The organism is Haloferula sp. BvORR071 (assembly GCF_000739615.1).
Classification (GTDB): domain Bacteria; phylum Verrucomicrobiota; class Verrucomicrobiia; order Verrucomicrobiales; family Akkermansiaceae; genus Haloferula.
The window spans coordinates 289,055-301,108 of the sequence record NZ_BATP01000039.1 but is presented as its reverse complement, the minus strand read 5'-3'; the positions used below and the strand labels follow the sequence as shown (position 1 = coordinate 301,108).

At 61.9% G+C, this 12,054-nt stretch carries 12 protein-coding genes; 7 read left to right on the top strand and 5 right to left on the bottom strand.

Annotated elements, in window-relative coordinates; all coding sequences use genetic code 11:
• Positions 1 to 104: 104 nt before the first annotated feature.
• Together BV071_RS22030 and BV071_RS22025 are read right to left on the bottom strand one after the other, a co-directional pair.
• Positions 105 to 1,763 (bottom strand): HAMP domain-containing sensor histidine kinase, encoded by a 1,659-nt coding sequence (locus BV071_RS22030; RefSeq protein ID WP_035611830.1) that lies wholly within the window; start codon positions 1,761 to 1,763, stop codon positions 105 to 107.
• Positions 1,760 to 2,479 (bottom strand): response regulator transcription factor, encoded by a 720-nt coding sequence (locus BV071_RS22025; protein ID WP_035611828.1) that lies wholly within the window; start codon positions 2,477 to 2,479, stop codon positions 1,760 to 1,762. The genes BV071_RS22030 and BV071_RS22025 overlap by 4 nt, the downstream gene beginning before the upstream one ends.
• Positions 2,480 to 2,734: 255 nt before the next feature.
• Here BV071_RS22025 and BV071_RS33465 point away from each other — a divergent pair, with 255 nt between their 5' ends.
• Positions 2,735 to 3,424: a hypothetical protein gene (locus BV071_RS33465; RefSeq protein ID WP_052573727.1), complete on the top strand. Its 690-nt coding sequence runs from the start codon at positions 2,735 to 2,737 to the stop codon at positions 3,422 to 3,424.
• 272 nt (positions 3,425 to 3,696) lie between these two features.
• Here the strand turns inward: BV071_RS33465 and BV071_RS34890 are convergent, their stop codons facing one another.
• Positions 3,697 to 4,293 carry a type II secretion system protein gene (locus tag BV071_RS34890; RefSeq protein WP_035611826.1) on the bottom strand — a complete coding sequence of 199 codons (597 nt, stop codon included), beginning with the start codon at positions 4,291 to 4,293 and terminating at the stop codon, positions 3,697 to 3,699.
• Positions 4,294 to 4,534: 241 nt separating this feature from the next.
• On the opposite strand from BV071_RS34890, the gene rnr reads away from it, so the two are divergent.
• Genes rnr through BV071_RS21990 form a run of 5 tightly spaced genes read left to right on the top strand, consistent with a single transcriptional unit; the run spans position 4,535 to position 8,567 of the window.
• Positions 4,535 to 6,811: a ribonuclease R gene (rnr, locus tag BV071_RS22010; protein WP_075090978.1), complete on the top strand. Its 2,277-nt coding sequence runs from the start codon at positions 4,535 to 4,537 to the stop codon at positions 6,809 to 6,811.
• 52 nt (positions 6,812 to 6,863) lie between these two features.
• Positions 6,864 to 7,394 carry a GNAT family N-acetyltransferase gene (locus BV071_RS22005; protein ID WP_052573725.1) on the top strand — a complete coding sequence of 177 codons (531 nt, stop codon included), beginning with the start codon at positions 6,864 to 6,866 and terminating at the stop codon, positions 7,392 to 7,394.
• Positions 7,395 to 7,419: 25 nt separating this feature from the next.
• A complete protein-coding gene (locus tag BV071_RS22000; protein ID WP_265594739.1) occupies positions 7,420 to 7,893 on the top strand; it encodes a hypothetical protein in 474 nt (157 codons plus the stop codon).
• Positions 7,890 to 8,180, top strand: a complete 291-nt coding sequence (locus BV071_RS21995) for a hypothetical protein (RefSeq protein ID WP_035611822.1) — start codon at positions 7,890 to 7,892, stop codon at positions 8,178 to 8,180. The genes BV071_RS22000 and BV071_RS21995 overlap by 4 nt, the downstream gene beginning before the upstream one ends.
• A gap of 54 nt (positions 8,181 to 8,234) precedes the next feature.
• Positions 8,235 to 8,567, top strand: coding sequence for a hypothetical protein (locus BV071_RS21990; RefSeq protein WP_035611820.1), 333 nt, complete (start codon positions 8,235 to 8,237; stop codon positions 8,565 to 8,567).
• Between the two features lie 38 nt (positions 8,568 to 8,605).
• Here BV071_RS21990 and BV071_RS21985 read toward each other — a convergent pair whose 3' ends face one another.
• Together BV071_RS21985 and BV071_RS33460 are read right to left on the bottom strand one after the other, a co-directional pair.
• Positions 8,606 to 9,289 (bottom strand): LytTR family DNA-binding domain-containing protein, encoded by a 684-nt coding sequence (locus BV071_RS21985; protein ID WP_265594738.1) that lies wholly within the window; start codon positions 9,287 to 9,289, stop codon positions 8,606 to 8,608.
• A gap of 44 nt (positions 9,290 to 9,333) precedes the next feature.
• Positions 9,334 to 10,308, bottom strand: coding sequence for a histidine kinase (locus BV071_RS33460; protein WP_265594737.1), 975 nt, complete (start codon positions 10,306 to 10,308; stop codon positions 9,334 to 9,336).
• Between the two features lie 340 nt (positions 10,309 to 10,648).
• On the opposite strand from BV071_RS33460, the gene BV071_RS21975 reads away from it, so the two are divergent.
• The gene (locus BV071_RS21975) at positions 10,649 to 12,052 is read left to right on the top strand and encodes a CotH kinase family protein (RefSeq protein WP_035611815.1); all 1,404 of its coding nucleotides are present in this window, start codon (positions 10,649 to 10,651) and stop codon (positions 12,050 to 12,052) included.
• Positions 12,053 to 12,054 lie beyond the last annotated feature (2 nt).

Sequence of the window (12,054 nt, the reverse complement as noted above, 5' to 3'; positions counted from 1 at the left end):
ATGCCCCTTCAACCAAAGAGCCCCACGCCAACCTCGCACCAGCTTCAGCGCAAAAGGCCGCGAAAGCCAGGTCGCCAGCCTCAAACTACTACAATACTAGTACTTCACTCTTCTCCCGCCAGCGGCAGACGGAAGACAATCGCCAGGCCCTTCGGCTCCGCAGCTTCCGCTCGCACCGTACCGCCACTTGCTTCCACCCCCGCGCGTACAATCGCCAAGCCCAAGCCTGTACCACCCGCCTCACGCGTCCGTGCCGCGTCCGGCCGGTAGAATGGCTCGAACAGACGCGGTAGGTCTCCTGCATCCACACCGGGACCGTTGTCGCTGATGCGCAACTCCACTTCCCCACCCTGCTTGCTCGCGAGCACCTGCAACGCGCAATCCTCACCGGCATGGCGGTGGGCATTGCGGCACACGTTCGCTATGGCGCGCGCCAAGAGGTTGCGGTCAGCCCGCACACTCAAGCCAGGCTCAATCGTTACCTCCGCCTTGATCCCCGGACATTCGCGCGAAAGGGCGAGATTGACCACCGGCCCGAGTTCAAAGCTCTCCAGTTTCACCGCACCCGGCGCCGTACTCGCCTTGGTGAAAGCCAATACCTCGGAAACCAAGCGCGACAGCTCCTCCACATCCTCTTCAATCGACTCCAAGCGCACCTGTTGCTCGGGAGCCAGGCCGAATTCCATCACTCCCAGACCGGTGCGGATCCGCGCCAGCGGCGAGCACAGTTCATGCGCCACATCGCCCAAAAAGCGTTTCTGGCCCCTCACCAGCCGATCCAGCCGCGAAGCCATGCCCTCGATGGACGAGCCCAAGGCACCCAATTCATCCGAGCGGCTCGGTACCCGCACCTCGAATTTCCCGTCCGCAATCGCCTCGGTCGCCTTCGACAGGCGGGAAAGGTAGCGGGTGATCCCAAAGAAGAAAGGCACCCACAGTAGAAGACTCAGTCCGAGCACCGCGAGCGCCCCGATCAGCCAAGGCTTGAGGTTGAAGAATAGCCCATTGCCGGAAATATCCGCCGCCCGCAGCACTAATAGGCCGTGCAGCGGCTGCTGCGCCCGCGGCTGGAAGAGCGGCACATCGATTCCCGCCCAGTACCCATCGCCACCGGCCCCCCGGGCGAGGAAGTCCGGCCTGGCACGCGGACGCAGGTCATTCGATGCCGGCATCATCGGCTCGGGGTCCACCGGCCGGGGCCGACCGCGAGGGCCGCGCGGAGGTGGCGGAAAATCGTCCTCAGGCAGTGGCTCCCCTTGCGCCAGAGCCTCCCCGAGCGGCCCTTGATCACCTCGCGGGCCCAAATCCAGATCATCTTCCATCCCGCGCGGCGGACGTCCGTCTTCCGGCGGCCCCTCCCGACCGGGAGGAGGCGGATTGTTCGGTCCCCGCCCAGGCCGCGGCTCGGGACGACGAAAACCCTTGATCCGCTGGTCCACATTGCCCGGCACCTTCGTCGGCGGTTTGCCGATCCAGTCGCCCGGGCCCAGTTGCAGGAAAAGCTCCACCCCCAGCTTGGACTGATGCTTCTGCAAAATCTCCTGCCAATCGCGCCGCGGGGCCTGGCGCAGGTCGGTAGCAACCTCCTCGCCCACGTCACGCAGGCGCTCGCCGGCAGTACCGCTCAGGAATGAATCAAGCCCGAGCCGGAGCTGCCACGCCACGAATAGGAAGAAGGCGGCAGCCAGCACCGCCAGATGGACGAGCAGCCAGAGCAGCATCTTCGCCATCAGGGGAAAGCGGGCACCGCGCGGCTGCTTCATGATTCGCTACTGCCGTCCTCCAGCTTGTAGCCCACGCCGCGGATGGTGCGGATGAAGCGTGGTTGCTTGGGATCATCGCCCAATTTGCGGCGGAGCTGCGAGACATGCACGTCGATCGAGCGGTCAAAGACGTCGAAACGGCGATCTGAAACCTCATCCAGCAGGGATTCGCGGGTCTTCACCCGGCCTTTCGCCTTCAGGAGCGTCGCGAGGATGGCGAACTCCAAGGCAGTCAGCTCCAGCGCCTGGCCGCCGAGGGTCACCACATGGGTGTCCTCATTCAGCACCAGATCGCCACAGCTCAAATCCTTGCCGGGCGTGCTGCCATTCTGCTCTGCCAAACCGCTGCGCCGGGTTACCGCGCGCAGCCGCGCCAGCAGTTCCCGGCTTGAGAAGGTCTTGGGCAGATAATCGTCCGCGCCGAGTTCCAGGCCCACGATGCGGTCCGCTTCTTCGCCCATCGCGGTGAGCATGAGCACCGGAATGGTCGAGGACTTGCGCAATTCCCGCAGCACCTCGAAGCCATCCATCCCCGGCATCATCACATCCAGTAGCACCGCCTCATACTTGCCGGCGCGGGCGGCATCGAGCCCCTCCGGGCCGCTGTGGCGCATGTCCACCTGCCAGCCGTGGGGCGCCAGATAGTCGCGGATCAGGCCGCAGAGCTTGCGGTCGTCGTCGACGACTAACAGCGGACGGGTGGACGGGAGGCTCATCGATCCGCAGCATGCCCGAAGTGCCCGGGGGGAAGCGATGGGATTTACGCGTGCTTAACAAATGCGGCCGGCAGGGGGTGAGACCCGGGCATTCCGGGGGCGGGAACCGGGCCTTTTCGGCGTGAATCCGGGCCTTCCGGCAACTTTTACACGAATTCTCTGCGCTCCACACACGCCCTTAACAATCGGGTGGTTCCTTCATCGACGGATGACGGTCCTCGGTCCTCCGCCGCGAATAGCGAAACCGAAACCACTATGAAAACGACCACCACCACCTTTGCGGCGCTCCTGCTCGGCACCCTTGCCGTCGTCGCACAAGAAGACCGTCCCCAAGGACCGCCACCGCATCCGCCGATGCCACTTCTCCAAGCGCTCGACAGCGATGGCGATCACAAGATCTCCGCCGCGGAGATCGCCGCCGCCGCCACCGCACTCAAGGGACTCGACGCCGATGGCGACGGCGAGCTGACCATGGAGGAAATGCGCCCGAAGCCCCCGGAAGGCGCCAATGACGGCCAAAACGGGCAGAAGCCGCGCCCCAAAGGTCGGCCTAACAACAACAACCGTCCCGAAGGCGGCAGTCAGCCCAAGCCCCCGCGAGATGATTCCTACGACGACAATGATCGTCCGCAGCCTCCTGGCCCGCCGCCAGAGGGCGAAGACGGCCAAAGCGGCAACCAGCGGCCGAAGCATCCGATGCCGCCTCTCGTCGCCGTGATCGACACCAACCGCGACGGCAAGCTTTCCAGCGACGAGATCAACAAAGCCGCGGAATCGCTGGCGAAGCTGGATCGCAACCAGGACGGCGAGGTCACGCCGCGCGAACTACTTCCACCAAGACCACCACGCCAAGACGGAGAGGAGCAAGAGGAGGCCCCTCGACGCCAAGGCGGCGGTGGTCGTCCCGGCCAGCAAGGTCCACAGGGTCCGCCCCGTGGACGCTGACCGGAGGTCGGAACGCGGGGCGGCACCCGAAATCGTATTGGCGGGAGCCGCCCCGCACGTTCCAGAAAGACAAGATAGACAAAGAATTTCTCCCCCGAGAACCAAACCCGATCAGGGGTCCTGCCAAGGCAGGGCCCCTGCTTCGTTTCCAGGTGGGACGATCGCCTCAGCCAGCTTCCGCATTCCCCGGACGCACCTGGAGGAAAGGAAAACCCCGCCGCGGCGAACCGGGGCGGGGCGAGAATGAATCGGGAACGGAAACCTGCGGTCGATTACCAGGTCTTCACGTCGTCCGCGGCGAACTTGCCGCCGGTCTTACCATCGGGGCCGTAGCTGTAGACGATGACGACCTTGTTGCGGACCACGTTGCCCTGCTTGAGGGGATCGTTGATCTCTTGGTCGTAGTCGGTATCAAGCATGATGCGGAAGGGGCGGCCCCAGGCATCGTAGAGGCCTTCGGGCTTCGCACCGCTGCCACCTTGTCCGTAGAGCAGGCCGCCCTTGCTCTTGATCTTGGTCTCCTCGACCGTCAGGAAGCGGATCTGCTTCTTGTTCTGCATCGAGTTGTTGGCCTCTTCCTTGCCAAGCAGGATGGTCAGGAGCTCTTGGCCGGACTGGCCTTCGGTCTGAGACTCATCGCCCTGTGCTCCGAAGTCAGGCAGGCGGCTGTAGGTGGAGTAGAAGCCTTCGATGGCCGTCTGCAGGCCGCTGGCGTTGGTCTTCGTCTGCAGAGCCTTCTGCTTGTTCACGGCGATCTGGATGCCGGCGAAGGTCATGGCGGCCAGCACCACGATGATCGAGATCACGACGAGGAGCTCGACGAGGGTGAAACCGCCTGCACGGCGGCGGGATACGGGACGGGTTTTCATAAATGGTTTTTCGGCTGCGTGGTCGGGGATTTCGGGGATCTGAGCGGAAAGCCACACCGGTGGCAATCCCGCGTTTCCCCCAAGGTCTTGAGGCCAAATTACTCCAAGGTCCCGCGCTGCCAAGCGCTTTTCGGGGCTGTACATTGCCAAGCGACGCGATCTGGTCCATGCTGAGGCCCATGGATTGTGAAGAGTTGCGGAGCGCTTTGCTCCGCCTGATGGGGGGAAGAATTACCGGCCGCTGAATAAATCGGAGATTTCACGGGATCTCTCGCTCACCACCCACGACCGGCCCCTGCTGCGATCAGAGCTGGCGGAGCTGGTCCGTGAGGGCAAGATCGCCGAGGGCAAGAAGGGCCGTTACGAGCTTCCCAACTCCGGCGGCAGCAACCACTTGAGGGGAACCATCCGCTTCCTGCCACGCGGCCACGCGTGGTTCTATCCGGAAGCCGGAAACCCGGACAACGAGGCCACGGGCATCGACCTGAAGAAATACTCGCGGCTGCACATCCCGCGGCGCGACACCGGCTCGGCGCTGGAGGGCGACCGGGTGATGGTCTCCTTCCACCTCCCCCGCCCCGCCCAGTGGCGGCAGGGCAAGCGTTTCACCACCGAGGAGGAGCCGGACGCCCGGGGCAAGGTGGAGAAGATCCTCGAACGACGCAGCGGCCGCTTGGTCGGGGTCTACCGCAAGAAAGCAAAATTCGGCTGGGTGGAGACGGAAGACCCGGCGCTCGACGGCCAGATCGACCTGAACGGGGACACCACCGCAGAGCCGGGACAGATGGTCGTGCTCGAACTGGAGCAGTGGGACAAGGGGCAGAATCCCCGCGGCCGGATCCTCGAGGTGCTCGGCTGGCCGGGCGATGCTGGCGTGGACATCCTCGCGGTAATCCATCGCCAGGGCCTGCGGACTTCCTTCCCGGAGGAGGTGCTGCGCGAGGTCCGCAAGGTCCCCGAGCAGGTCGATCCGCAGGAAGTCGCCCGCCGCGAGGACTGGCGCGACCGCCTGGTCATCACGATCGACCCCGCGGATGCGAAGGACCACGACGACGCGATCTGGGTGGAGAAGCACGGCAAGGGCTGGACCCTCGCGGTGCACATCGCCGACGTCTCGCACTACGTGAAGCCGAAGACTGCCCTCGACAAGGAGGCTGAGGAGCGCGGCAACTCGACCTATCTGGTGGACCGGGTGCTGCCGATGCTGCCGCCGGAGCTGAGCAATGGCATCTGCTCGCTCAAGCCGGACGTCGACCGCCTGACCAAGTGCGCGATCATCGAGATCTCGCCGACGGGCAAGGTCAGCAAGACCCGCTTCTGCGATGCCCTGATCAACAGCCAGGCCAAGCTTTCCTACGAGCAGGCGCAGGCGATTCTCGACGGCAAGCCCGCACCCGAGGGCTCGATCGCCGGCTTGGAGGAGATGGTGCGCGAGGCTTGGGTGATGGCAGCCGTTCTCCGCAAGAAGCGCTTTGCCGATGGCGCGCTGGATCTGGAGATGCCGGAAATCCGCGTGAAGCTCGATGACAAGGGCCGGGCCATCGCCGTTCACCAGGTCGAGCACACGGCGAGCCACCAATTGATCGAGGAGTGCATGCTGCTCGCGAACGAAGCGGTGGCACGGCTGCTCAAGATCAAGAACAAGCCGACCATCTACCGCGTGCACGAGGACCCGGACTTCGGGAAGCTGCATGAGTACACGGAGACCGCGCGTGCGCATGGCTACCAGCCGGGCGACCTGACGAACCGTGCGCACATCCAGAAGCTGCTAGATTCGGCGAAGGGCCGACCGGATGAGCACCTGATCAAGCTGGGTCTCTTGAAGAGCCTGAAGCGTGCGGCGTATGCGGCCGATCCCTTGGGCCACTATGGCCTGGCAAAGGGGGACTACTGCCACTTCACCAGCCCGATCCGCCGCTATGCGGACCTCGTGGTGCACCGGGGCTTGCAGGCCTTCCTGACCAACCCGCCGAAGAAGCAAGATTCACTGCCCGGGCAGACGACCCTGGCTGAATTTGCACGCCACATCTCGGACACCGAGCGCGCCTCCGCCGAGGCGGAGAACGAGACCAAGCAGATCAAGATGCTAGAGTATCTCGCCATGTGCGCGAAGATGCCCGAGCCGCCTATTTTCGAAGGCGTGGTCACCGACGTGCGCATGTCGGGTCTGTTGGTGGAGGCGACGGAGATCGGGGCGCGCGGCTTGATCAAGCGCGAGGACCTGCCGCGGGGCGGCGAGTGGCGCTTCGAACAAACGCAGATGCGCTTCGTCAGCCGCGGCGGCCTGCAGTTCCAACTCGGGCAGAAGATCCAGATGCAGGTCCAGCGCATCGACTTCCAAGGCAAGTTCATCGACTTCCGGATCGCTGGAGAAGCCAAGCCGGTGGAAGGCGTGAAATTGGATATGGATGGGGCGGGGTGGGTGAAGAAGAACAAGGAGCGCAAGAAGAAGCTTGAGCAGAGCTGGCCGCCGAAGAGCCGCAAGCCGGAGAAGAAGAAAGGGAAGAAGAAGCGGTGAGGAGCCAGGAGGCACCGCAGAGAGAGACTGAACCGTCGCACTAGGCGGACAAATGATCCGTGAGGCAACATTCCAAGACGCAACTGCCATCGCACGAATCCACGTTGGCACATGGCGGATCGCGTATGCCGGGATCGTTTCCGACGACTATCTGGCCAGCTTATCGGTTGAGAAACGCATCAAGAGTTGGGAGGAGCGGTTGACGGATGGCCGGACGACTATCCTGGTGGCCGAAAAGGATGGGCAAGTCATCGCTTGGGCTTCTGGCGGCGCCAGCCGAGATGCAGACGCGGGAAGCGATGCGGAGGTGTATGCCATCTACGTATCGCCGGAACATTGGGCCTGCGGCGTTGGGAGCGAGCTGATGACCAGGATGGAAGATTCCCTTCCCGATCGCGGGAGCACAACGCTCTGGGTGCTGCAGGACAATCAGCGTGCGATCCGATTTTACCACCGGATTGGCTATCGGCCCGACGGCACTCGGAAGGAGATTCGGCTAGGAGACGCGGATCTCTGTGAAGTCCGATTCCGGAAGAGCGCGCCCAACAAAAAGATAGAGCCAAGCCATGGCGTGTCCGCCTGAATCTAGGCCGATCGATCAAGACAAGTTGAACACAGAAGCGCGTAAGGCGATCCGATCTTTTTGCGGATTGCTTCCCACCACCGTCGGCACCGTGACAGAAGAAGTCAGGGAGGAAGGATTTGCATTCACGATCGCCAATCCGGAGCTTTCAGATCGTCCCATCGAAGCGTTCACCGACAATGAAGAGCTGACCCTTTGCTTTGCAGCCAGCCATTACCACATCGCGGATTATGGACGGGGCCGCACTGAGGCCGAATTGGTTGAGGACATGATTCTTGGCATCGCAGCGATTGTTGGAGGCAGCTCCAGGTCATACGCCGTCTATTCGGGAGATCGGACGCTCGGAGGAGGTTTCACCGATGGCTCGGATGCGTTTCGGAGCGGAGACTTATGGCGTCGTGCTGACCGGTTTCAGATCTACAGCTGGGACGGCTCAGGCGACAAAGAGATACGTCCAAGCATGGTCGATGAGCCGGAGTCGCCAACCGAAGAAATATGAAACCTCCCGACTATCCCTACGCAACATTCGAAGAGGACGGCTTCCAGTTGGCGGTCGTCGAGCAGGGCAGCTCCCGAGTGCTGTCGGCTCCACTCGCTTCAGACGAGGAGAGATTCGCCGCCAAGCCCGGCGACACCGTGAAGCTCGTCTTCGAGTACCTTGAGGCGATGAGGTTACCCGACGGCCGAGAATTTGGAACCGAGCACATGTGGGTTAAGGTTACCGACTATGGCGACGGCTGCCTATCGGGAGCCTCGATAGTTCGCCCCAGTATACGCAGCTGTTGAAGGACGATGATGCCGTTGCCTTCCATCCAAAGCACATCATCGCGTTCTACCGCGATGCAGAAGGAGGCTGACAAGTGCGAGAAAATGATCCATCAATCTGTCCACGGCTATCCCGTTCGATACTACGCCGAGATCGACGAGCCGCGATTTCCGCGAGGCTATCCTGGCGATAGCGGCCTGGAGCCCACCACGGCCTTCGTGATCTCGATCTCGCATGAGGGCATCGCCGATGATGAACGCTTTTGGGTGTCATGCCTTGGCGAGAGCGGGCGGATCATGGCGGGCGATATGTGCTACACTCTCGAATCTGCGATGGATTTTCCGGCTTCGGAGTTCGATTTGCCGCCATTGAATTGGAGAGAGATGGGAGAGCGCCCCCAATCTTAGAGAACCCATTGGTTGTGCCGATCGCTGAATGCATCGGGTCAGAGGGTATTTCTCTCCCGAAATACCTTTGCCTGCCGCCTGGAGAGTTCGACCGTCAGGTCTCCACTCAGCTTCAACTTCATCCCTCCGCTAAACCATGGCTCGACCGATTGGACCTGCTGCAGGTTGATCAACTGGGATCGGTTCGCGCGCATGAAGAACTCGGTCGGGAGCCTCGCTTCCAGGACCGACAGCGAGCGCCGTATCACCAGGGCGCTATCCTCAAACCAGACCTTGGAGTAAGCGCCTACGGACTCCGCAGCGATGATGCTGCCGACGGGGACGTAGGCAATGCGGTCCGAGCTGCCGAGCAGAACCTTGTCCTGCAAGCCGAGCGGCCGGGTTGGCAGGTCGGTGGCTTCCAGATCTTCCGCAGGCTCAAGACGGCCGTCGGTAGCGCATGCCCGCTGCAGGGCGATTGCGAGCCGTTTGGGCGCGATCGGCTTGAGCAGATAATCGACGGCACCAAATTCGAAGGCACGCAGGGCAAAGGCATCATACGCCGTGGTGAAGATGATCCGGGGGAACTTGTCGCCCAAGGAATCCAGCAGTTCAAAGCCAGTCTCCTCCGGCATCTGGATATCGAGAAACACCAGGTCCGGTTGGAGCGTCTGGATGCGTTCCCTGGCCTCGCGGGCATTAACGGCCTCTCCGGCGATGTGGATTTCAGGAAAGGCCTTCAATAACCGCGCCAGCTCTTCGCGGGCATGGCGTTCGTCATCGACGATCAGGACATTCCTGGCGCGGTGTCGGGTTCGCTGGTGGCGGGCCAGTTTGCTTCGGCCACGACTGTCTGGTCGAGTTCACAAAGCTCGACCGACGCATCGTTGCCATACAGCAGTTCCAGCCGGCGGCGGACATTTGCCAAGCCGGTCCCTGCCGATTTGCTTTCATGGGACAGCATGCCACTGTTGGTGACCCGCAGCCAGAGGCGTTCGGATTCGAGCCAGATCCGGCAACTCACATCCACACCGTTAAGGTTCTGATCGATCCCGTATTTCACTGCGTTTTCGACCAGAGTGTAGAGCAGCATCGAGGGAATGCGGCGACCACGGATCAAATCGGATACATCCGCGGTGATGCGCAGGCGCTCCTCGTAGCGAAGACGCTCCAAGGCAATGTAAGATTCGACGAACTCCAATTCACGCGCCAAGGTAATGGTGTTGTGGCTGGCTGTAGATAGCGAGTGCCGCATCATTTCAGCCAGGTGGGTGATGGCATCCCGGGCGGTAGGGGGATCGCTCTCTACCAAAGAACGGAGCAGATTGAAGCTGTTGAAGAGGAAGTGCGGATTGAGCTGGTTTCGGAGCGTGGACAGCTGGAGATCCTTGGAGGAAGCGACCAGACGCATGCGCTCGGTCTCGGCACGGTTACTGATCTCACGGAAGCAGAACGCTGCGTAGAAGCCTCCCCACATCGCCAGGATCGCGATGTTCCTGACGTAGTCCGGCAGGAACCAGATGAAGCGGAATGGGATGGCTTTATGCGGCACAAGCATCCCAAGCGGGTAGAACACCAGCGAAGGCAGAATCGCACCAAGCGCACAGGCGATCATGACCCGAACCAGCAGGGTGCCCCGCCCGGTCTGGAACGCTTTCCGGGAAAAGGCGATCCTCGCGATGAAGTGGGACACCAGCATCAGCACAGCGAGCTTGGAGGTCTTCAGTAGGATCGGCTTCCACTTCCAGAGGTAGAGGTTCACGGTCAGCAGATAGCCCCCCAGGAATCCCCAAGCGCAGAGCTGGAAGCGCCAATAACCGCGGGAATCCAAGGGCCCGACCGGGATGTCTTTCTCCATTCGCGGCCAGATTAGGGGCGGGGGTGCGGGTGTCCACGAAGAAGCAAGCTTCGGCAGGCTGACGGCATCGAGCGGTCAAAAAGGAGCATCGATCCGTCAGGGCACGCGACGAGGCATTGCCCTCCACCATCCTCTCACGACCGCTCATCCCGCCGGATTTGCCGTTCGCGCACATACACTGGTGAGGCCTGCTCCTTCTGCTTGGTTTGCTGCGATCCAGCCGGATCGGCACTTCCCTGAAATCATGATTCGAACCTCAGTTGCGATCGTCGCGCTTGCCCTCTCAAGGTCCGGCACCCTGCCCGCTGCAGAGGAGGCAGCAGCAAAAGCGGGCCTGACCCAAGAGCAGATCTTCGACGCCAGGAAGGTTTGGGACGTCCACCTGACATTTACCGCGGAGCAATGGAAGGCGATGGAACCCGTGGAAGGCCCGCGCCCGCGACGACAGAATGGGGTTTTCCTTCAAGGCCCCGAGGGCGGGCGAAATGGCATCGCGGCGGCCTTCGGCTGGCAGTTCAATCATGCCCGGGCGGAGCTCGAATTCGGCTCGCAGCGCGTGGCGGAAGTGGGTGTGCGGGTGAAGGGCAACGGAACCTTTTTGACCGCACGCGAAAGCCTGAAGAGGTCGCTGAAGGTCGATTTCAACCACTTCGTGAAAGGTCAAAATCTGACCGGACTCACTCAGCTCAATCTCCACAACTCGGTCCGCGATCCCAGCAATACGAACGAGGCGATTGCCTACCGGATCTTCCGCGATTGCGGCGTTCCTGCGCCACGGACGTCCTTTGCCAAAGTCTTTGTTACAGTGCCGGGTATCCATGAGCACAAGTATCTCGGCCTCTACGACGTGGTTGAGGATGTCGGGAGGCCGTTTACCGAGAAGCATTTCGGGAGCAAGGAGGGGGCCTTGCTAAAGCCGGTGACCCCGCAGCTTTTCGGCGATCTCGGGGAGGATTGGCAGAACTACAACCAGACCTATGACCCGAAGGGCGAACTCAGCGACGACCAGAAAAAACGGATCATCGAGACCTGCAAGTTTGTCTCCACGGCGAGCGAAGCCGATTTCGCGAAGAAGATCGGCGACTACATCGATCTGGAGAACTTCGCGCGCTATCTGGCGATCACGGTGTGGTTGACCGATCTCGACGGCATCCTTGGGCCCGGACAGAATTACTACCTCTACCTCCACCCCAAGACCGGGAAGTTCGTTTTCATCCCGTGGGATCAGGATCAGGGTTTCGGCCAATTCCCGCGGGGCACGCAAGAGCAGCGGGAAACGCTCAGCATTGCGAAACCGTGGACCGGCAACAACCGCTTCCTGGAAAGGATGTTCAAGGTCGAGGCCTTCCAAACGAACTACCGGAAGTTCCTCAAAGAGTTCAATGAGAAGCAACTGAGCGCCCAAACGCTCATTCCCCAAGTGGATGAACTGGCGATGGTGCTGCGCGCCCCGATCGCCGAAGAGTCCGAAGAACGCCTCACGGCGTTTCAAAAGGGTACCAGCGGAGAAGTCTACCCGCTGGTCATGGGCCCCGGCTACCGCGAACCCGTGCAGGTCAGTCCTCTCAAGCGGTTCGTGGCGCCGCGCGGGAAGTCGATCGACGATCAGCTCGCAGGGCGGGCGCAAGGTGCTAGAATTGATCGCTAGGA